The organism is Fodinibius roseus (assembly GCF_900129315.1).
Classification (GTDB): domain Bacteria; phylum Bacteroidota; class Rhodothermia; order Balneolales; family Balneolaceae; genus Fodinibius; species Fodinibius roseus.
Genome location: NZ_FQUS01000002.1, coordinates 174,158 through 196,756 on the forward strand (window position 1 = coordinate 174,158; position 22,599 = coordinate 196,756).

Below are 22,599 nucleotides of genomic sequence, written 5' to 3' on the forward strand. Positions count from 1 at the left end.
ATATAATAAATAACAATTTCCGATTCTTAGCAATTAACTGTTTTTGTTAATATGGTACTTGTCTTTTTTGTCATCGAAGGTTCTCATTACTTTTTTCATTGATGGAAAAAGTAATCAAAAAAATCACCTGCTGAATAAATGGTGCTGGCGATTCCTGCGCCTTTGCTAAAAAATCTTTTACACCTTTTTGGCTTGATCCAAAAGGTGTGAAAAAGATCAAGGCTGAGAAAATAGGAACGGCCATGCGCCGGAGGTACTCCGAATAAAAGAAAAAAACTCACCGCCGGAGGCGCCTCAGACAGTTTTTCTTTTACCCGATTCTTCGCACCTCCTCTGCCTAAGCGGCTCGTCCTATGTTCAAGGCCGTGTTTACTCTTTTAATAATGATCTGTCCTAATCCTACTATGAAGATCTCTTTTGAGTACGGACATGATTTTGAGAAAAGGATAACCATCCTTCCGGCGACGTTTTTGGGTTTGATGGTTCCAGCTCTGCTGGTCCGGTACTACCGTCGGGATTTTCGTCGTTCCAAAAATGGAACATAAAGAAGAATAGCCATCAAAGATTAACAGGATGATAAGTAATTTTTTCGTGTAACGATTATTTTGCCGAGTCCATTTTAATGGTATTTTATATAGTTGTTGATAACATCTTATATAAAAAGCCGTTGTGCGATTAATAAAAAAAGATCTGATAGTGTACCAACAACGGATGTTGATTCCTGTCAGCGTCTCAACGCTTTCAGGTCCTAACAGATGCTGACAGGTTGTTTAAAAGTCAACCCACAACGATTTTAAAAGAATAGAATTTCTAAAAATGAATACGCCTGCTTCTGAACCCACGACCCTGCATATAAAAAACATGGTGTGTCCCCGCTGCGTGATGGTGGTGCGGCAGACCCTCGAAGAACTTGGGTTCGAGGTACTGGAGGTGGAACTGGGACAAGCTGTTGTTCAGGCCGGTGAACCGGTCCCACTGGATCGAACGGAAGAAAAACTCAGAGAATACGGCTTTGAACTGATTCGGGGCAGGAACCGGCAGCTTGTAGAGCAGATTAAAACGCTGCTGATACGTTATGTACAGGAGTCCGAACAGTCGGAGGAAAGTCCGAAGCTTTCGGAATATCTTGCCGGAGAGCTGCATCAAAACTATTCTTCGCTGAGTTCTGCTTTTTCCGAAAGCCAGGATACGACGATTGAAAAATATTTGATCCACCTCAAAATTGAGCGGGTCAAGGAACTGCTTTCCTATGGAGAGATGACGCTGAGCGAGATCGCCTATCGCCTGAATTACAGCAGCGTAGCCTATCTTTCGAACCAGTTTAAACAGGTTACCGGGATGTCGGTGACCGACTATAAAAAAGCCCGCGATTCGTTCCGCAAGCACCTGGATGGGATTGAGGAGTGATTCGAATTTTTGGGGCCGGCCCAACCCGCGCCTGCATCCCTGACTCTCGCCGGGGCTAAGCATGGAGGGATAATAAAATTCTTTTCAGGCTCAGCGTTTATTTCATATTCAATATTCATATAGCTGCCCATTCAATTTGAAGGATAGAAGTGGGAGGCAGGTTGCAGGTGGAGGAATTTAGAATTCCGGAGTCTGTAACACTGACAAAAATTCCACAACAATCACCAACAATTCCGTAACAGATTCTCTGTTCCTCTTCCATAACTTTGGAATGAAAAATAAACAGCGCTCTAAATCAATATATAATGGATAAGCAATCAGGTGCGACAAAAACGACGACAATAGATATAAATATCAGCGGAATGTCCTGTAGTGGCTGTGCCGCTTCTGTTCAGCAGGCCCTTGATAATATTGACGGGGTGAAAGAGGCAGCCGTGGATCTTGAGAATAACTCGGCGTCCGTAACTTATAATCCGAATGCGATTACGGAGGATGACTTTGAGCGGGCTGTACAGGGGGCGGGATATGGATTTAAAGGCGCGAGACGGTAATGAAGAGGGGGCAGTGGGCAATAGCTTATTGTTGTGCAAATACCTGTCAAAGGTTGAACTCAGAATGGCGAAGCTGACCCAGCTGATTTTAAGCAGCTTTTATAGCCTGTGACTTTGTAACCTGCGACCTTCATCTTCAGCTTTAAAGTTACAACCTTCATACAACAACAATTTTAAGGCTAAGCCTTATTTATATTATTATGGACCAGCAAACAACGCAACTAAGAAAGAAGGCACTTAAGATTGAGGGCATGCACTGTGCAAGCTGTGTGTCGGCGGTCGAAAAATCGCTCCGTAACAAAAAGGGTGTGGAAGAGGCCTCCGTGAACCTTGCAACCGAGTCGGCTTCTGTTGCTTACGATGAGCAACAGGTCACCGAAGAGGAGCTGGTGGAGGCGGTTGAGGCAGCGGGATATACGATAGCCAACGAGCAGGTACAAAGCCGTACGCTCAAAATCGAAGGCATGCATTGCGCCAGCTGCGTGAATTCGGTCCGGAAAATGCTCGAAAAGCTGGATGGGGTACGGGAGGCTTCGGTCAACCTCGCTGCTGAAACGGCAACGGTGCGTTACAGCGGTGATCTGTCGCTGGATGACTTTGGGGAAGCGGTCGAACAGGCTGGTTATTCGCTGCTGCGGGAAGAATCGGAATCCGGTCAGTCGCAAGGTGAGGCCCGCCAACAACGGGAGCAGGAAAAGATGAGCAAGGCCAGGTCCAATATGTGGTGGTCCTGGGCACTGACGATCCCCATTATGTTGTGGATGATCCCGGAAATGATCTGGGACTATGCCTTCCTCGGCGAAGTCGGTTTTGAAGTCGGGTTGATCGCTCTTTCGGCCGCCGTGATTTTTGTGCCCGGCTGGGAAACGGTCTTAAGTGCCTGGAAATCCGCGAAAAACAGGACGCCCAACATGGATGTGCTGATCGCCATGGGTGGGCTGGCGGCTCTTTCGACGGGTATTGTAGCGTTACTTCATCAATTTGGAGTGGCGCCGCCTTTTCACAGCTTTGCCGGTATCGCCGGTATGATTATGGCCTTTCACCTGACCGGCCGGTATATCGAAACCAAGGCGAAGGGTCGCGCATCTGATGCCATCCGGAAGCTGTTGACCTTAGAGGCTAAAGAAGCGACCATAGAACGCGATGGAGAAGAGATTAAAATCCCGGTGCGGGAGCTGCGGGCCGGTGATCTGATGGTCGTTCGTCCCGGCGAAAAAATTCCCACCGATGGCGAGGTAACGGATGGGAGAAGCAGCGTGGATGAGTCCATTGCCACCGGCGAATCGATGCCTGTGGAGAAAGAGCCGGGGGATGAAGTGATCGGCGCTACACTCAACAAAAACGGAATGCTGAAAGTCAGAGCCACCAGGGTAGGGGAGGATACCTTTTTGAGCCAGGTAATCAGGATGGTGGAGGAAGCCCAGGGATCCAAGGTGCCCATCCAGGAGTTCGCCGATCGCATTACGGCGGTTTTTGTTCCGGTGGTATTGGGCGTAGCGGTTGCTACATTGGGACTTTGGACGCTGTTCCCCGGGTTTTTCGGGGGTATTGCGGTCTGGGCTTCGGGTTTTCTGCCGTGGATTAATCCGGGTATGGGTAATGTTGCCCTGGCCTTTTACGCCGCCATCGCGGTGCTGGTGATTGCGTGTCCCTGTGCACTGGGACTGGCAACCCCGACCGCGCTGATGGTCGGATCCGGCATGGGGGCTGAGAACGGTGTACTTATCCGAAATGGAGAAGCAATCCAGATAATGAAGGATGTGGATACGATTGTGCTGGATAAAACCGGGACCATCACCGAAGGTAAACCGGGCGTTACGGACGTCATCGGACTCAACGGGACGTCGGAAGAGGAGATGGTCCGGCTTGCGGCTTCGGCGGAGAGTGGTTCGGAACATCCACTGGGACAGGCGATTGTGAGCTATGCCGGGGATCGGAATATCCCGCTTGATACGCTGAAAAATTTTGAAGCGGTCACGGGGAAAGGCATTGAGGCCGTCATTGAAGCTGCCGGTGCGGAAGTGAAGAGTGTTTTAGTGGGGACAAGAGATCTGCTCAGGGAATCGGATGTCGTGCTGGATAGCGAGACGGAGGAACAACTGAATCGCCTGGAGAAGCAGGCCAAAACGGCTGTGCTGGTTGCCGTCGATGGGAAGACGGCCGGCATTATTGCGGTGGCGGATCCCGTGAAGGAGGACAGCAGGAAGGCTATTTCACTGCTCAGGGAATTCGGCCTCACCCCGGTGATGATGACCGGAGACAACGAGCGAACCGCCCGGGCGGTAGCTGCCGAGGTCGGCATCGACGAGGTGATTGCGGGCGTACTGCCCGATCAGAAGTCCGGTGAAATCGAGCGACTGCAGCAACGTGGCAAGATCGTTGCGATGGTGGGCGACGGGATTAACGACGCCCCGGCGCTGACCCGCGCTCACGTCGGCATCGCCATCGGTACCGGGACAGACGTGGCCATTGAATCCGGCGATATTGTGCTGGTGAAAGGGGACCTGAGCGCGGTGGTGAAATCCGTGAAATTAAGCCGGGCTACGTTCACCAAAATCAAGCAAAACCTGTTCTGGGCTTTCTTTTACAACGTCGTGATGATACCGCTGGCGATCTTTGGCATGCTGCATCCGCTGCTGGCCGAAGCGGCCATGGCCTTCAGTTCGGTGAATGTGATCGCGAACTCCCGCCGGCTGAACAGGAAAAATATCCAATTATAAGACGAAGCTTGTTAATGATTCTTCAACCGTGTCATCTATTGACCTTTGAGAAAACCGTTTATTTTGATATTATCAAGCTGATCAGATGAAAATTATCAACAAGACATATCGCTGCCTTTCAGCCTTTGTGCTGATCCTGTTTCTTAACAGTCTTATTCTGCCTGTCGGCCTGTCTGCGGCCGGCCTGTTTTGTAATATGGAAATGGGGACCGGCCGGAGCGGAGTACACACTTGTTTCGGCGTTCAATCCTCTGATCATTCAGGCGATATGTTGTCGGATAATGAGGTATGCAGCTACCAGCAGATCTGTCAAGAAGCCGTAACCATTCGAAAGGATGAAACAGAGGCCATTCCCCAGCTAAGCCAGGGCGTTGCGGCCGTACTTGGTCAGACCGGTAGTTTTGTTCATATGTCCGTGTACTCCGGGTTGAAGTTTTCACCGCCAGAATCGAATACAGCAAGCTCCAATCTGCCTATCTTTTTGTTAAACAGCGTTTTTCTGAATTAGCGATTCCCGCCAACAGGCCCTTCTTTTTTATTGCCTGACAGGTACGTAATACGAAACAGTTAATGCTGATAAGAAAGCGTTGATCGTATTTCGTATTTCTTATCACCCACTTTGACTATTGTTTGCTAATTCAGAACGCCCATGCTTGACAAAATTATACGTTTTTTCCTTGAGAATAAGCTCATTTCAGTACTCCTGCTGCTTCTTTTTGTAGGATGGGGAATGGCCGTGGCTCCCTTTAACTGGCAGCTTGACGAAATCTTTCCCCGCGATCCGGTGCCGGTGGATGCCATCCCGGATCTGGGTGAAAACCAGCAGATCGTTCATACGGAATGGCCGGGACGTTCGCCACAGGACATTGAAGATCAGATAACCTATCCGCTGACCACAGAGTTGCTGGGGCTTCCCGGAGTTAAAAGTGTACGAAGCAGTTCTATGATCGGTCTTTCCACCATCTATGTGATTTTTGAGGAGGATATTGAATTTTACTGGAGCCGGTCCCGTATCCTGGAAAAGCTTAACGCGCTTCCCTCTGGCACCTTGCCCGGGGACGTACAACCATCACTCGGACCTGATGCCACCGGGCTCGGACAGATATTCTGGTATACCCTGGAGGGACGGGATGAAAACGGCGACCCGGCCGGCGGATGGGATCCGCAGGAACTGCGTACCATCCAGGATTATACGGTGGATTACGCTCTGACTTCAGCCCAGGGGGTAGCCGAGGTAGCTCCCGTTGGAGGATATGTCAGGGAATACCAGGTGGACGTTGATCCGGAAGCAATGCAGGTGTACGGTATCACCATGCAGCAGATTTTTGAGGCGGTTCGCGGCAGTAATGTTGATGTGGGTGCACGAACGGTAGAGATGAATAATGTGGAGTATCTGGTGCGGGGACTGGGCTACATCAAGAGCCTCGAGGATCTGGAAAAGGCGGTGGTGGTAAGCAGAGATAATACGCCTGTCCGTATTCAGGATATAGCCCATGTTACTTATGGTCCGGCCATGCAGAGAGGTGCTCTCGACAAGTCCGGCGCCGAAGCGGTCGGTGGCGTGGTTGTGGCACGACAGGGGGAGAACCCGCTGCAGGTGATCCAGAATGTCAAAGAGCAGATTAGCGAAATTTCTGCGGGTTTGCCCTCCAAAACGCTGGAGGACGGCACGGAATCAAAGGTTACCATTGTGCCGTTTTACGATCGCACTAAACTCATCATGGAGACGCTGGGTACCCTGGAAGAGGCCCTGTTTTTACAGATCCTGGTAACCATTATTGTGGTTATTGTCATGGTGATGAACCTGCGATCATCGGTGTTGATTTCCGGCTTACTTCCCATAGCCGTGTTAATGACCTTCATCTCCATGAAATACGGCGGCGTGGACGCCAATATCGTGGCGCTGACGGGTATTGCTATTGCTATCGGTACCATGGTGGATATGGCGGTGATTCTCACCGAAAATATGATCCGGCATATCGACGAGGCCGGCGATGAGGAGCCATTGCTGGAGGTGATTTTCAGAGCAACGAGTGAGGTTGCTTCGGCGGTGGTTACCGCTGTTTCAACTACTGTTATCAGTTTCTTGCCGGTCTTTACGATGGTGGCCGCCGAGGGCAAGCTGTTTATTCCGCTGGCCTACACCAAGACGTTTGCGCTGATTGCTTCTATTATTATTTCCCTGATCATTATACCGCCCTTTGCCCACTGGTTCTTTTCGGTACGCATCAAAAAGCGTCCGCTGAAAATCGCCTGGAACGGACTGGTCGTTGTACTGGGATTAATAAGCATCATTTTCTCCGTACTTCCCTGGGCCGGATGGCTGTTGCTGTTATTCGGAGCCAATACGCTTGCATCCCTATATGGAGAAGCATACGACGAGCGGCAGGCTGTTCGGATTAACAATGTTATAGCCGCCATCGTCGTCACATGGCTGCTGACAAAAGCCTGGCTGCCACTGGGCCCGGAAGTATCCCTGTTTGCAAATTTCATTTTTGTAGGCGGTATCGCTGCGGTTTTGATCGGGATCTTTTTCCTCTTTATCCGCTATTTCCGTCCCATTCTACAGTGGGCGCTGTACTACCGGAAAACCTTTCTTTCCCTTCCACTGGTGCTGGTGCTCCTGGGCGTTACCATCTGGCTGGGATACGGTACCATGTTCGGGTGGATGGAAAAAGGATTAGACTCGGCAGGGGTAACGGTGGGGGAAACAGCGGCCTGGACTGCCATGGAAGAAACCTTTCCCGGGCTCGGGGAAGAATTTATGCCGCCGCTGGATGAAGGCACTTTTCTGCTGATGCCCACTACCATGCCACACGTGGGCGTCGAAGAGGCAAAAGATTATATGCAAAAAATTGATATGGCGGTCACATCGATTCCTGAAGTGGATATGGTCGTAGGAAAGCTCGGAAGGGCGGAAACTGCGCTGGATCCCGCTCCGATTTCGATGTATGAAAATATAATCCAGTATAAAAGTGAGTATAAACGAGATGAAGACGGGCGGCGCATTCGCTTTGCGGTCAATGAAGAGGGAGAATATGTGCGCAATGAATCCGGGGAATTAATCCCCGACTTAGGCGGGAAGTATTACCGGCAGTGGCGCGATCATATCCAAAGTCCGGATGATATCTGGAATGAAATCGTTGATGCCAGTCGTGTGCCGGGCTTGACTTCAGCCCCCAAATTGCAGCCGATTGAAACCAGGCAGATTATGCTGCAGTCCGGGATGCGTGCTCCCATGGGCATCAAGGTTAAAGGCCCCGATCTTGGAACCATTGAATCGTTTGGACTTGAGATGGAGGAAGTGCTTCGGGAAGTGCCCGGGGTGCAAAGCCAGACTGTTTTCGCCGATCGCATTGTGGGCAAACCCTATCTGGAAATTGAATGGGACAGGGAAGCTCTGGCTCGGTACGGGTTAAAAATTGCGGACGTCCAGCAGTACCTGGAAGTTGCTATGGGCGGAATGGCGTTGACCCAAACAGTGGAGGGCCGCGAGCGGTACCCCGTCCGGGTCAGATATGCCCGGGAGTACCGGGACAGCCCGGAAGAGATCGAGCGGATGTTCGTAGCTACAGCGTCGGGGACAAACATCCCGCTGGGTATGCTCGGAGAAGTCAAGTACCGGCAGGGTCCGCAGGTCGTTAAAAGTGAAGATACCTTTTTGACGGGTTATGTGACCTTCGACAAGCGGGATGGGTTTTCTGAAGTAGAGGTTGTGGAAGCGGCCCGGAAGGTTATCAATGAAAAGATTGACAAGGGAGAGCTCTCGGTGCCTTCGGGACTCAGCTTCGAATTTGCCGGGAATTATGAAAACCAGGTACGGGCCGAGAAACGCCTTTCGGTCGTAATGCCTGTTACCTTGCTCATCATCTTTCTTATTCTCTACTTTCAGTTCCGATCTATCTCCACTACGGCCATGATCTTCAGCAGCATATTTGTGGCCTGGGCGGGGGGCTTTATCATGCTTTGGCTGTACGGACAGCCCTGGTTTATGAATTTCGAACTGTTCGGCACCAATATGCGCGATCTGTTCCAGATGGGGGTCGTAAACCTCAGTGTTGCCGTATGGGTTGGGTTTATTGCTCTATTCGGCATTGCAGCCGACGGCGCTGTTGTTATTGCCACTTATATCCACCAGCTGATGGACCGGCATAAACCTGAAAGTGTCGGGGAACTCCATGAAATTATCATAAAAGCCGGGAGTTTACGTATTCGTCCCACCCTGATGACCACCGCTACCACTACGCTGGCACTATTGCCGATTCTTACTTCAAGCGGTCGGGGAGCCGATATTATGATCCCCATGGCCATCCCCACCTTCGGCGGCATGATGGTTGCTATTGTCACGCTTTTCGTGGTGCCCGTACTCTATGCGGTCTGGCATGAATCCAAATGGAAGATCAAAGATAAAATGGAGCAGATGCCGCTGACAGAAAATACTAATAATGGAATAAACTAATGGATATGTCATCAGAAATTATAACATCAACGGAATCAAACTTTTCCCTCAATCTACCGGAAAAATACCGTGAAAAGTCCCCTTTCGAAGGTCGCCGGCGCCTCACAGCTATAGCGACAGGGCAGGGATCAAGGGAAATGATGCAAACTTTTTTACGCTGTCTTGGCTGGACAATCATTCTGTTTGCTTCCGTATTCGTTTTGGGAATAGCACAAAATACCCGGGCACAGGATCCCCCTTCACCGGGATCCGGGGATGCGGTTGAAGACAGCCTGGTCCTACACAGGTACATACAAGAAGCCTTGGCCAATAATCCACAAATTGAAGGATTGTTTCAGCAATATTATGCCCGGATGGAGCAGGTTCCGCAGGTTGGGGCCCTGCCGGATCCCGAAATTATGTTTCAATATCATATTAATCCGATGGAGCAGAGTAATCCCCTGACCCGAACTACGGTCAGTGCCACACAACGGTTTCCGTGGTTTGGAACGCTCAATAAGCGAGAGGAACGGGTGAAAAAGGTAGCCGATGTGGAGTGGACGGCTTTTGAAGAGGCGCGCAATGAAATTGTGCAGAGAGTAAAAAAGCGCTGGTATCGAATACATGAATTACACCATCATTTAATGATCTTCCGCCAGAACATGGATTTGCTGGGCCAGCTGAAACGGCAGGTGCAAAGGCGGTATGAAAGCGGGGATGTCAGCCAGGTGGATCTGCTTCGAATTCAAATTGAACAGGACAACCTGGAAACGAGGATTGTTAATACCGAAGAGGAGCTGGAGGCGATGAAAGTTCACTTTAATTCATTGCTGAACCGACCGGCTGAGGCAGAGGTGTATATACCGGATGTAATGTACAGTTCACAGCTGGCAAGGAGTGAGGAACGCCTGCGGCAGGTGATCTACAATCGCAATCCGGAGCTCCGCGGAAGAGAGCTTCAGGAAGAAGCCGCCCTGGTTGCCGAAGAACAGGCGCGCCTGGAGGGTCGCCCGTCGTTCGGCCTGGGGCTGATGGTTATGAATAAGAACTTCATGTATATGCCCCTGATGTCCGGCGAACGAGCGGGATTAACCGGATCCCTGACCATACGTCTTCCACTATCGCGCTCCAAATATCGCGCTCAACGGCAAGAAGCTCGCATTGAAGCCCGGATCGCACGCGAAGAGCAGCAGGAGGTTACGGACCGTTTGACCGCCGAGACAGAATCCCTGTTGCAGCAGTACCGTGATGCCGATCGCAGAATTGCTCTCCATGAAGAGCGGTTGATTCCGCAGACCCGCCAGGCGCTCAGAATAGCATTGTCTGAATATGCCGGGGGACGCGGCGACTTTGAACAGATCATTCAGTTACAGCAGCAGCTGCTAAAATATGAAATGATGCTAAACACCGCTTACGTGGAGCAAAATATTGCTATAGCTGAAATAGAGGCGCTGGCGGGGGAATATAATGCAACACCGGAAGAGATGGAAATAGAGTAATAGAGTAGTTAGAACGTACGATACATATTAATCCTGATTAAAAGTTATCAGCTGTCGGCATTCAGCTAATGGCTGATTAAAAGCTAAAATACCATACTATCATGAAAAAAGAATTCAATTATAAACAGACCGGGAAAATAGCCGGGATTTTGTTGGTGGGTTTTTTCCTGGGTTGGCTGTTCTTTGGCGGCTCTGCCGGAGAAAAGGCGACAAATGTAGAACAGCATGTGGAAGAAACGCATACCGACGAGGAGGGTAATATCGTGTACACCTGCAGCATGCATCCCCGGATCCGACAAAATGAGCCGGGCAATTGTCCCATCTGCGGGATGGAGCTTATCCCCGTGGACCAGGCAGAAGAGCAGGCAGAAACAGTCTTTACCATGACTGAGGCCGCCGTTAAGTTGGCGCAAATTCAAACGTCGACCGTTGAACGACGCATTCCTGAAATGGAAATTCGTCTGCCGGGTCGTGTGGCTGCCGACGAGCGACGGGTATCCTCCATTACTGCACAATTTCCGGGGCGCATTGAAGAACTCTTTGTCGATTTCAAAGGGACGTACGTCGAAGAGGGTGAAAAGCTGGCTACTATTTACTCTCCGGAACTGATCTCTGCACAACAGGAACTGCTTGAAGCGGCCAGGAACAAGCAAACTAATCCGGGATTGTATGAATCAACACTCAGAAAATTACGCTTTTGGGGACTTCCGGAAAGTGAAATTCAGCGTATTGAATCATCCGGAGAAGTATCTGATACGCTTCCCATTGTGGCGACACGCAGTGGGTATGTGACCCAGAAAAATGTTGATGCAAGGGATTATGTGGATGAAGGATCCGTAATGTACAAAGTTGCTGATTTCTCAACGCTTTGGGTACTGTTCGATGCCTATGAAACGGATATCGGAGCCATCGATCAGGGAGATACAGTCAATTTTACCGTCCGCAGTTATCCCGGCAAATCCTTTGAAGCAGAAATAACGTATGTCGATCCATTTATAGATCCGCAAACACGGACGGCCCGTGTACGGGGGGAAGTTGATAATACGGGTGGCACGTTAATGCCGGATATGCTTGCACGGGGCATAGTAAGCGGAACAGCTGATCATGGTGAAAAGCTCATGGTCCCGCAATCAGCCGTTATGTGGACCGGTAAGCGTTCGATTGTTTTTGTTAAACAGCCGGATAGTGAAGTTCCCTCTTTTGAACCGCGATTGGTAACGCTGGGACAGCGTGCGGGAGATTACTACGTGATTGAGGAAGGAGTTGAAGAGGGCGAAGAAGTGGTTACTCACGGCAATTTCAAGCTCGACAGCGCTGCTCAGCTGGCGGATAATCTTAGTATGATGAACCGTGAGCCGGGGAGTGGAGCAAATCGTGCGGGCCATGATCACAGCGGAATGGAAGAACGGAGGATACAACAGGAAGAAGACCATAGCGAGCATACTGATAATCGGTCGGAGATACGTGGAGTCAACGCCGAAGTACCGCAAGAATTTCGCAACCAGTTACGACAGATTGTTAGCGAATATCTGGATCTTAAAGATGCTTTGGTGGAAGACTCCAATCCAGGAGAAGTTTCGAACCAGGCCGAACGTTTCCTTAGCCAACTGGACCATGCTGATATGTCGCTGTCGAAAAAGAAGCCGCACGATCGCTGGATGGAGTTGCACGAAAAATTACGTCGAGGGGCCGAACAAATTGCCGGATATAATGCCCTCAAAACTCAACGAAAAGCTTTTTTCCTGTTGTCAGAAGTACTGGTGGAAAGTGTCCGCGAATTCAGTATTGATGGTATTTTATACTACCAGTTCTGTCCGATGGCTTTTGGGGAGGAAGGCGCCTACTGGCTTAGCGAAGAGAAGGAAATTAGCAATCCCTATTTAGGGAAGAAAATGCCATCGTGCGGTGAAATTATCGAAGAAATAACAATTTAGCATTAGTCATCAAATATACTCTGTCATTATGAAATTAATTAAAGCCTATATTCGTATCGATATGTTTGAGACAGTACATAGGGCTCTAAACAAAGAAGGATATACAAGCATGACGGTAATGGAGGCCGAAGGAATGGGCAGCTATAGTGATCCGAAAGATCAGCATAGCTCCCTGAAATTTCCGGCGCTGCATTCCAAAGTGGTGAAGCTGGAAATGATCTCGGAAGCTGAACATGTAGATGACATCGTTCAGGTTATCCATGAAAATGCCAGTACGGGACATCCCGGAGACGGCCTGATGGTGGTACTGCCGGTGGAACGGAGTATTCGTGTCCGGGATGGGGAGGAGCGGAGATACACGGTTTAATTTATTCCTTCAGTGAATAATTATTTGTTCAGGTATTTTACTGGAATTCGAGAGTCTGATGCCCGTAGACGCTGTGTATACTAGTTTCTGTAAAAATAGGTGAGTGGGAAAAAGAAAGGCCATGGCTATGTTTAATTGATCGCTTAAAATCATAACTAAACCATCATTGCCATGGACTCTGATGGAAAGAATAAGGAAACTGAAGCAGAAAGTCAGCTGGCCAAAGGAAGGCTGGTCTGAGTATCTATCTATTGGCAGAAAGTTTAGCATTAAACATTAAAAAAGCCTGCCGAAATATTCCTGCAGGCTTTTTAATTGATTTTAGTTGCTGACTAATCAGATAAATAAATGTGAACGAGGAATGGTTAATTTCCAAAGTCAAGCTTATCTATATTTTGCGTGGAGGATTAATTTCCACACTACTAATTCAGCTTTTATTCATTCTCCAGGATTACTTTCAGTGCTTTCTCTTCAGACGCATTGCCGAACGTGTCATAAGCTTCCATGATCTCATCCAGTTTAAAGTGGTGTGTTATGAGCTGATCGGGTTGCAGTTTTCCGGATCCCACGGTTTTCATCAGCATCGGGATGGTGTAGGTATCGACCAGCCCGGTCGTCAGCGTGATATTTTGAACCCATAGCTTTTCAAGTTTGAGATCTACGCTCTTGCCGTGAACGCCTACATTGGCAACATGTCCCCCGGCTTTAACGATATCCTGGCAGATATCAAAAGTAGCCGGGATTCCTACCGCTTCGATAGCAACATCAACTCCCTGGTCGCCGGTGAGCCCCATGATACTGTCAACGGCGTTGCCGTCGCTGCTGTTGACCGTTTGGGTAGCGCCAAATTCCCGGGATACCTCCAGCCGGTTGTCGTCCAGGTCCACCATAATAATTTCAGCCGGGGAATAGAACTGGGCCGTCAGCAGTGCGGCGAGACCGATGGGTCCGGCTCCCACAATCGCAACGACATCGCCCGGTTTTACTTTCCCGTTGAGCACCCCCACCTCGAAACCTGTCGGCAAGATATCGCTGAGCATCACCAGAGCTTCCTCATCAGCCCCTTCGGGTATGTGATAAAGACTCGTGTCGGCATGGGGAATGCGAACATACTCGGCCTGGGTACCGTCAATGGTATTTCCGAGAATCCATCCCCCGTTTTCGCAATGGGAATACATCTGTTTCTTGCAGTTCGGGCATTTTCCACAAGCGGTGATACAGCTTATCAGGACAGGATCTCCCTTTTTGAAGTTGGAGACTCCTTCTCCTGCTTCATCAATAATGCCCACTCCTTCGTGACCGAGGGTGCGTCCGTCAGTCACCGTGGGCACATCTCCCTTCATAATATGGAGGTCCGTGCCGCAAATCGTCGTCTTAGTAATTTTAACGACGGCGTCTGTTGATTCCTGTATTTCGGGTTTGGGCTTTTCCTCGTATGCGCGATTATTCGGACCATGATAGACAAGTGCTTTCATAATAGGTACCTCTCAGATAAGTTAAATGGGCTGTGTAAATATTGTTATTACTATTTATGTGCTGCCTGCACCCGGTCGCCGGATATTTTCGGCAGCATCTGCTATAGGTTGTATTAATGCAATTGTTGTACCACATGTGACCGGTACCACCGTTTTGTTAGCAGGTGCTTATTTAAGGGCTGCCGGCCCTCTTCAGGCAGTGATAAAGGAGAGTAAATTATCGGTGGGATGTGCTGTCTTGCCGGGAAGCTTGCAGGATTGCAACGGTGGGGAGCTTTTAATTTGCAGGGCTGCAATGATAACCTGTAAAAAATGATTGAATATAGACAGCAGCTGGAAAGAAAAAATTCGATGGTACAGCCGCCGGATATATTATTTTTCTTCCTTAAAGACCGGCGTAAATTCCTTCAGGGTGATATTGTTTTCCTTTTGGGTCGAAGAAGAGGCAGAGGTACGATCGGCCATCATCTCAAAAACCATTTTATCGTTCCGGTAATACCGCTGTTGATAATACACCGGCTTGTTTCCCACCGTATATGAAATCCGTGTGATCAATAGAACGGGAGCATGGATATTGATTTGCAGGTGAGTGGCCAGTTTCTTGTTGGCAAGAGCCGCCTCAATTCTGTAACAGCCCCTCTCTATCGGTATTTCAAATTCTTCTTCCAGGATAGTGAAAATCGTTTGATGCCGGAGATCATAGCCTTCTATGAGCTGCCCGTAAAAGATGGGCAGCCATGTACTGTCAAATGCGATAGGCTGACCGTCACCGAGCCTGATGCGCTCAATTTCAACAGCCAGACTCTTGTTTTGCATTTCAAGGGAGGAGAGAATATCATGTTGACCGGCAATATCCTTCTGGGTAAAAGACACTACCTCTGAGCTTGCTTTCATCCCCGATTCAGCCAACTCTTCAGAAAAATCGTTGAGCGTGGAAAAGGAGTGATGGGACCGGTGGTCCGTCACAAAAGAACCGAGTCCCTGGCAGCGGTAGATAAGATCTTCATTTTCCAGGGTCTGGAGGGCACGCCTGACGGTGACACGGCTCACATCAAACTTGTCACACAGCTCATTTTCAGAGGGAAGTTTTTCGTCCGCCTCATAGTGACTCTCATCAATCCGGCTGCGCAGCCACTCCGAAATTTGGGTATGTCTGGGGATTCCTTCTTTCAGCATGGAGTTGTGATTAGTGATGTCTGACTATTTTCAAAGTACCATTTTATACATGTAATAACAAGTAATATTAACTGTTCTTATTATTTGATCCTGTGAGCCTGCTGGCTTAGCAAAATGTACTGCGATTCCGTCGGATTTCGGACTTTTCTTCGTAAAACAGGTCCACTATTCGCCTCAAAAGCTGCCCTCAATCTGACTCAAACTGTCTGATTATCCCCGCGTCCCCTACCTTTGACAGGCTCCTGTCAGCTATAATACGCATGATAATGGGCGCTATACCGATACATAACGATATAATGTCTATATTCGGTCAGTATCCCCGTCCGTGCAGCGGGGGGCATAAACAGAATCTATCCGGTTGATAAAGAATAAATGCATTTATTTGTATTTACTTGTATTGACAAGTTGGATATAAACACTTACTTTAATAAGAGATAAGAAAACAGATCAATGGCGTATGAGAATCAACGGTTATTGATACAATGACAACTAAAAGAGGGCTCTGTCAAACCAGGAATTTTGATCAATATCAAAACCGGAGCAAATCCAAAACCGCAGCATGTATAATGGAACTTCGGGGATATTGAATACGCGAAATGCAATAATTGGTCAAACGAACGGTTTTGCAAGGCTTTCCAAAAAATAAAACAATATGATGGATCTATTATATGAACCTTGGCCATGGTATATAGCGGGACCTGTTATCGGTTTGACAGTCCCCCTTCTGTTGTTGGCAGGCGGCAAAATGTTCGGCGTTTCGGCCAATCTTCGTCACACCTGTGCGGCCTGCACCTTCGGGAAGGTCGATTTCTTTAACTACGACTGGAAAACGGCCGGCAGATGGAATTTTACTTTTTTGGCCGGTTCCGTAATTGGCGGCTTTTTGGCGGGACACGTGTTTGCCAATCCCGATCCCATTAACCTGTCTTCCGCAACGATAGCTGATTTACAGGCTTTGGGAATCCGGGACTTTGACGGTCTTGTACCGGATGACCTGTTTGTCTGGAGTTCACTCGGGACGGCAACGGGACTGACGGTACTGGGACTCGGTGGTTTCCTGGTGGGCTTCGGTGCGCGGTATGCCGGGGGATGCACCTCCGGACATGCAATCTCGGGTCTTTCGGATCTGCAGCTGGCGTCGCTGCTGGCCGTTTTCGGATTTTTTATTGGCGGACTGCTCATGACGTATCTCATTTATCCATTGATCCTATAATCTGAAATGAAGAACACCATGAAACTCACAGAATATCTGAAGTACTTGTCTATAGGTATCGGCTTCGGCTTCGTATTAGTCAAGTCGGAAGTTGTATCCTGGTTTCGTATTCAGGAGATGTTCCGGTTTGATTCCATTCATATGTACGGAATCATCGGTCTTGCAGTAATCGTTGGCATGATTTCTGTGCAATTAATAAAGCGGTATAATATGACGGACGTGAACGGGAATCTCATTTCCATACCGGCCAAAGATTCATCGCAGGTTACCCGTTACATGGTCGGAGGGAGTATTTTCGGCCTGGGCTGGGCCTTGCTGGGTGCATGTCCCGGACCGATGTTCGCCCTGCTCGGCAGCGGCCTTACCGTAATGATCGTACCGATCGCTGCGGCCCTGCTCGGAACCTATGTTTACGGGGTACTGCGACCTAAATTACCCCATTAAAAGAGTATTTATTAACCAAAAAGGAGAACGATTATGTATTTCAAACAATTTTTTGATGAAAAATTAGCGCAATACGCCTATCTGGTCGGCTGTCAGGCTAATGGAACAGCCGTGGTTATCGACCCGATGCGGGATATTGACCAGTATATTAATGCGGCGGCCAAAGAAAACCTGACCATTGTGGCGGCAGCCGATACGCATATTCATGCGGACTATATTTCCGGGCTGCGCGAGTTTGCCGAGCGGGGCGTGAAGGTCTATGCGTCGGACGAAGGCGATGAAGACTGGAAATATGAGTGGCTTAACAACAGCAGGTACGAATATGAATTGCTTCACGACGGCGATACCTTTGCCATCGGAAACATCACCTTTAAAGCCTGGCATACACCGGGACACACCCCCGAACACCTGAGTTACTATATCACCGATGGAGCCGCTGCCGGTGAACCGATAGGCATCGCCACCGGGGACTTTATCTTTGTGGGGGATGTGGGGCGGCCCGACCTGCTTGAATCGGCGGCGGGCATGAAGGATGTGATGGAGCCCTCCGCCCGCACGCTTTACAAGTCGGTAGAAGAGTTTAAAAAGGAGACTGAATACCTGCAGGTATGGCCGGGACACGGCGCCGGAAGCGCCTGCGGTAAGGCTTTGGGGGCCATTCCCGAAAGCACCGTAGGGTATGAACTCCGGTACAACAACTCCCTGAAGTCCGCTACCTCGGAAGAGGAGTTTGTGCGTTTTATCCTCGATGGTCAGCCGGAACCACCACTCTATTTTGCACGCATGAAGCGCGATAACAAAATGGGTCCAAAGCTGCTCGATGGCATCCCTCAGCCCGACCGGCTGACCCTGGGCCAGTTGAACACTATTGTGGCGGAAAATCGGGGCACCTTGCTTGATACACGATCCCGAGAGGCTTATTCCGGGGGACACCTGCCTGGTTCGCTGCTTTCCACGCTTAACAGGCAGTTCAATACGGTGGCCGGATCCTATATAACTGAGGAGGAGACCATCTACCTGGTGGTTGATGAACACAATGTGCGGGAAGCGGTGCTCGATTTGATCCGCATCGGACTGGATAATATCGGCGGATATGTAACGCCGGCCGACCTGCAGATGTACGCAGAGCAGCGGGGAGCGCTGGAGAAGCTGGAAGTAGGTACGTTCGAGACGGTCCGCGAAAAGAAAAATAATCCGGACTACATAGTGCTGGACGTTCGCAAGGCCTCTGAATATGAGGAAGGTCATATAGAGGGAGCCTTGAATTTCGCCCATACGCGTCTGGCGGAAAACTTGGATAAGATACCCGCGGACAAAACACTGCTGGTCCATTGTCAGACCGGGGGACGTTCTTCGGTGGCTTCGGCCTTCCTGGCCGGCAACGGCTACGATGTCATATTTATTGATGACGACTACGAAAATGTTGAGTCTGACTGACGATTCGGTCCCCGGCGGTAAAACCGGTGTCCCCCCGTAACCCGTATTGCTCCGCCGGGGAGCCCGACAGGCTCCCGGAACGTTGAATGGGAAGGCAGAGCCTGGTCGGCCGCTGCGTGGAACCTTCCCGATCACCCGAAAGGGATAAGGAAGAAGTCGGCCAGGATTTTCCGGCGGGATTCAAAACAGGGAGTTATATACATGCGTAATTTAACGTTTACGGGCAAGTGTAACTGAAAACGGCAAAGGATATAAAAACGATTACCAGTGAAACATTCCTTTAACATATCGCAGTTCATACCGATGCTGGAGTGGATCCGAAACTATTCCTCCGATCATTTCAAGGGGGATCTGAATGCCGGGCTGACCGTCGGTATTATGCTTATTCCGCAGGGGATGGCGTATGCCGTGCTGGCCGGCTTGCCGCCTGTTTATGGGTTGTACGCTTCCATTGTACCTCTGGTTCTGTACGCTGTCTTCGGGACTTCCCGCCAGCTGGCAGTGGGACCTGTGGCCATGGTTTCCCTGCTGGTGGTCGCCGGGGTGGGTGAGTTTGCCGAGATAGGCAGTGACCGGTTCATCCAGCTGGCCATTATGACAGCCATGGGTGTGGGCGTGTTTCAGCTGCTGATGGGCGTATTCCGGATGGGTTTTCTGGTAAATTTTCTTTCCCATCCCGTACTCAGCGGTTTTACGTCGGCTGCCGCGTTGATCATCGGTGCCAGTCAGCTTAAAAACCTGCTGGGTATTGATCTGCCGCGTACCAATTACATCCACGAAATTATGGCCGGGGTCATCGATAAGGCGGGCAATATTGATCCCTATACCGCCGCTATCGGTTTGGGATCGATTGTCCTGATTGCGATGATACGACAATGGAACCGGACCTTTCCCTCGGCGCTCGCGGTCGTCGTTATCGGAATATCAGTTACGGCCGTATTCGGACTTGATCAGCGGGGGGTGGCTGTCGTGGGAGAAATTCCACGAGGACTTCCGTCGCTGGAAGTTCTTTCCTTTGACCCGGGAGCTCTTCAGCAGCTGCTGCCTACCATCCTGGTGATTTCGCTTGTGGGATATATGGAATCCATTGCGGTCGCCAAAGCCATCGCTAACAAACACGGCTATAAAGTAGATCCCAACCAGGAGCTTATCGGACTGGGCGTCGCCAATATCGGCGGGGCCTTATTTCAATCATATCCTACGACCGGCGGGTTCTCTCGCACGGCGGTCAATGACCAGGCGGGAGCTCAAACAGGAATGGCTTCCATCATCAGCGCTGCAATTATTGCACTGACGGTACTTTTGCTGACACCGCTTTTCTATTACCTGCCCATGGCGGTACTGGCCGCAATAATTATTGTGGCGGTAGCGGGTTTGTTTGATCTTAAGGAGATGAAATCCCTTTGGAAAACCGATCGCAAAGATCTGGCAATGCTTGCCACGACCTTTTTGGCAACCCTGGTCCTGGGTATCGAAGAAGGTATTTTAGTGGGGGTCGTGCTCTCGCTGGTGGTCGTTATATACAGCTCTACGAAGCCGCACAGTACAGAGTTGGGACGTCTGGGCGACACCAAAAATTTCCGGAATATAAACCGGTACCCGGAAGCGAAAACAGAAGACAGCGTGCTTGTTTACCGGTTTGACTCACAGCTCTACTTCGCAAATGTAACGTATTTTCAGGATCGTCTCGAAGATATGATTGCCGCCCGGAGGGATAAGCTGGAACTGCTTATTTTAGATGCCTCCGCCATTCATGATATAGATTCAACCGGAATCCATACCTTAAAAGAGTTAATTGAAGATTTGAAGGCCAAGGGGATAACGTTTTTCATAGCCGGGGCGATAGGCCCGGTCCGCGATAAGCTTAAGACCTCCGAGGTGGTAAGCAGAATGGGGCAGCATAACTTTTTCTTTGATGTGAATGATGCAATGTCGGCCTACCACGAGGAGAGGAATTTGGATCCGGATGTTGAATACTCCCCGCTGCAGACCAACTGCTGATGGCTATGTTCATAATGACACCGGCTATGTATAAAGTCCGCCGCCGCTTCCGGAGTCAGCCGGAAACAGACACAAGTTACAGCGTGATGTTTTGTTCCAACATCGTATCGGGCAAACTTTTCGGCTCCATAATCCACGTAAGACGTTGCGCATCGAATTGGATGAATTTGGTTCCGGAGAAGATTGAAAGGGGAGGTAATTTTTACAGAATCGCAATTCGATTCTTACCCAAAAGAAGTTATTTTCCCTGTGGAAATTTTCACTCAGTAAATCCCGAGATATGAAGACAATTAAAACAATTGGAATTAGCTTGCTGCTGTTCTTTGCTGCGCTGCAGGGAGGATGGGCCCAGGATCATAACGGATACGGATCTGAAGAAGACAGGCCCAAGCTGGTGGTGGGCATTGTAGTAGATCAGATGCGATACGATTATTTGCCCCGGTACTGGGATAAGTTTGAGGAGGGGGGCTTTAAGCGATTGGTCGGCGAGGGATATAATTTTAGAAATCATCACTATAATTATTTTCCAACCTACACCGGACCCGGCCACGCAGCTATTTATACCGGAACCACACCTTCGGTGAACGGTATTGTGGGAAATTCCTGGTACGATCGATCGATCGGGAAGGATATGTATGTGGTTTCCGATTCGACCGCCCGGCCCGTGGGGACGGATGGAGAGACGGGAAAAATGTCCCCGGCCAACCTGATGAGCACCACGATAACCGATGAGCTCAAGTCCGCCGATCAGGAAAGCAAGGTAGTAGCGGTATCAACGAAAGATCGCGGGGCTGTGCTACCGGCGGGACATTTGGGCGACGGGGCCTACTGGTACGAAGGAGCTTCGGGGAATTTTATTACCAGTTCCTGGTATGCCGATGCATTGCCGGACTGGGTCCGGCAATTCAACGAAGAGGGACTCGCTAAAGAACTTAGCAATAAAATCTGGGCCACCTTGCTGCCGATAGAAGAGTATACGGAGAGTAATCCCGATAATACGCCGTATGAAGGAAGCTTTGAAAAGGAAAAAAAGCCTGTTTTCCCCCATAATCTGGCCGAAAACAGGGGGGACGCTTACGGTATTATCAATTCCACGCCGTTCGGCAATACGCTCGTAAAAGAATTGGCCAAGCAGGCCCTGGAGGCTGAAAAGCTGGGAGCAGATGAGGCCACTGATTTTTTAAGCGTCAGCTTTTCATCCACCGATTATGTGGGACATAAGTTCGGCCCTCATTCTGTCGAACTGCAGGATACGTATCTGCGGCTTGACCGTGATCTGGCGGACCTGCTGGAGTACCTGGACCAAAAAGTCGGAGAGGGCAACTACCTGGTTATGCTGACGTCCGACCACGGGGCGGTGGATGTCCCCGCCGAATTAATGGACAAAAAATTGCCGGGCGGTTATTTCAATAGCAACGGCGTCATTGAGGTCCTTGAGCGATATCTGGATGGAAAATACGGCGAAGGCGAATGGGTGGAGGCCTATGCCAACCAGCAGGTATACCTGAACCGTGAGCTGGTGCGGAGCAGGAAACACTTGCTGAAAAAAATGCAGCAGGAGATAGCAGATTTTTTACTGCAGTTCAAGGCCGTGGCCTCTACGAATACGGCCTACAATTTCCGGAACAAATATTATGCTGATGGCTACCAGGCGATGTACCAGCGGGGTTTTCAGCATAACCGGTCGGGGGACGTTTATATACAGTTGAAGCCGGGCTGGCTGGATAGTCGTTCCGATACGGGCACCTCGCACGGCTCGCCGTATAATTATGATACCCATGTGCCGCTTCTTTTTTACGGGTGGGGAGTGCCCCGGGGAGAAACAACCGAGAGAACGGTCATCCCGCAAATTGCACCGACCCTCTCGATGATGCTGGATATCGGTTTTCCCACCGGCTCTCCGGCTCAGGTTCTCGATTTCAAATAAGGTCGGATCA

At 49.8% G+C, this 22,599-nt stretch carries 17 protein-coding genes; 14 read left to right on the plus strand and 3 right to left on the minus strand.

The window, feature by feature from the left end:
- Positions 1-70: 70 nt before the first annotated feature.
- Positions 71-244 carry a hypothetical protein gene (locus BUB16_RS21365; protein WP_170864260.1) on the minus strand — a complete coding sequence of 58 codons (174 nt, stop codon included), beginning with the start codon at positions 242-244 and terminating at the stop codon, positions 71-73.
- A gap of 160 nt (positions 245-404) precedes the next feature.
- Between BUB16_RS21365 and BUB16_RS21700 the strand changes: the two genes are divergently transcribed.
- The 9 genes from BUB16_RS21700 (at position 405) to BUB16_RS02685 (ending at position 12,916) form a co-directional block, all read left to right on the plus strand.
- Entirely contained in the window at positions 405-545 is a 141-nt protein-coding gene (locus BUB16_RS21700; protein ID WP_211483068.1) for a hypothetical protein, read from the plus strand.
- Between the two features lie 271 nt (positions 546-816).
- Entirely contained in the window at positions 817-1,407 is a 591-nt protein-coding gene (locus BUB16_RS02650) for an AraC family transcriptional regulator (RefSeq protein ID WP_073059275.1), read from the plus strand.
- Positions 1,408-1,712: 305 nt separating this feature from the next.
- On the plus strand, positions 1,713-1,958 hold the full coding sequence (locus tag BUB16_RS02655; RefSeq protein WP_073059276.1) for a heavy-metal-associated domain-containing protein: 246 nt from the start codon (positions 1,713-1,715) through the stop codon (positions 1,956-1,958).
- Between the two features lie 200 nt (positions 1,959-2,158).
- Complete coding sequence (locus BUB16_RS02660; protein WP_073059277.1) at positions 2,159-4,678, plus strand: heavy metal translocating P-type ATPase; 2,520 nt, start codon at positions 2,159-2,161, stop codon at positions 4,676-4,678.
- Between the two features lie 85 nt (positions 4,679-4,763).
- Complete coding sequence (locus BUB16_RS02665; protein ID WP_073059278.1) at positions 4,764-5,186, plus strand: hypothetical protein; 423 nt, start codon at positions 4,764-4,766, stop codon at positions 5,184-5,186.
- Between the two features lie 141 nt (positions 5,187-5,327).
- Entirely contained in the window at positions 5,328-9,137 is a 3,810-nt protein-coding gene (locus BUB16_RS02670; RefSeq protein WP_073059279.1) for an efflux RND transporter permease subunit, read from the plus strand.
- The gene (locus BUB16_RS02675) at positions 9,137-10,615 is read left to right on the plus strand and encodes a TolC family protein (RefSeq protein ID WP_073059280.1); all 1,479 of its coding nucleotides are present in this window, start codon (positions 9,137-9,139) and stop codon (positions 10,613-10,615) included. Before BUB16_RS02670 ends, BUB16_RS02675 begins: the two co-directional genes overlap by 1 nt.
- A 101-nt stretch (positions 10,616-10,716) precedes the next feature.
- Positions 10,717-12,549, plus strand: coding sequence for an efflux RND transporter periplasmic adaptor subunit (locus tag BUB16_RS02680; protein ID WP_073059281.1), 1,833 nt, complete (start codon positions 10,717-10,719; stop codon positions 12,547-12,549).
- 28 nt (positions 12,550-12,577) lie between these two features.
- Complete coding sequence (locus BUB16_RS02685; RefSeq protein ID WP_073059282.1) at positions 12,578-12,916, plus strand: P-II family nitrogen regulator; 339 nt, start codon at positions 12,578-12,580, stop codon at positions 12,914-12,916.
- A gap of 434 nt (positions 12,917-13,350) precedes the next feature.
- Here the strand turns inward: BUB16_RS02685 and BUB16_RS02690 are convergent, their stop codons facing one another.
- Positions 13,351-14,391 carry a zinc-dependent alcohol dehydrogenase family protein gene (locus tag BUB16_RS02690; protein ID WP_073059283.1) on the minus strand — a complete coding sequence of 347 codons (1,041 nt, stop codon included), beginning with the start codon at positions 14,389-14,391 and terminating at the stop codon, positions 13,351-13,353.
- A 372-nt stretch (positions 14,392-14,763) separates the two neighbouring features.
- Complete coding sequence (locus BUB16_RS02695) at positions 14,764-15,567, minus strand: GntR family transcriptional regulator (RefSeq protein WP_073059284.1); 804 nt, start codon at positions 15,565-15,567, stop codon at positions 14,764-14,766.
- Between the two features lie 652 nt (positions 15,568-16,219).
- On the opposite strand from BUB16_RS02695, the gene BUB16_RS02700 reads away from it, so the two are divergent.
- The 5 genes from BUB16_RS02700 to pafA all read left to right on the plus strand — a co-directional run bounded on the left by BUB16_RS02700 (position 16,220) and on the right by pafA (position 22,589).
- On the plus strand, positions 16,220-16,780 hold the full coding sequence (locus BUB16_RS02700; protein WP_073059285.1) for a YeeE/YedE family protein: 561 nt from the start codon (positions 16,220-16,222) through the stop codon (positions 16,778-16,780).
- Between the two features lie 18 nt (positions 16,781-16,798).
- Positions 16,799-17,224: a DUF6691 family protein gene (locus BUB16_RS02705; RefSeq protein WP_073059374.1), complete on the plus strand. Its 426-nt coding sequence runs from the start codon at positions 16,799-16,801 to the stop codon at positions 17,222-17,224.
- A gap of 33 nt (positions 17,225-17,257) precedes the next feature.
- On the plus strand, positions 17,258-18,661 hold the full coding sequence (locus BUB16_RS02710) for an MBL fold metallo-hydrolase (RefSeq protein WP_073059286.1): 1,404 nt from the start codon (positions 17,258-17,260) through the stop codon (positions 18,659-18,661).
- Positions 18,662-18,928: 267 nt separating this feature from the next.
- On the plus strand, positions 18,929-20,662 hold the full coding sequence (locus BUB16_RS02715) for a SulP family inorganic anion transporter (protein ID WP_211483069.1): 1,734 nt from the start codon (positions 18,929-18,931) through the stop codon (positions 20,660-20,662).
- Positions 20,663-20,942: 280 nt separating this feature from the next.
- The gene (gene pafA / locus BUB16_RS02720) at positions 20,943-22,589 is read left to right on the plus strand and encodes an alkaline phosphatase PafA (protein WP_084087983.1); all 1,647 of its coding nucleotides are present in this window, start codon (positions 20,943-20,945) and stop codon (positions 22,587-22,589) included.
- The last annotated feature ends 10 nt before the right edge of the window (positions 22,590-22,599 follow it).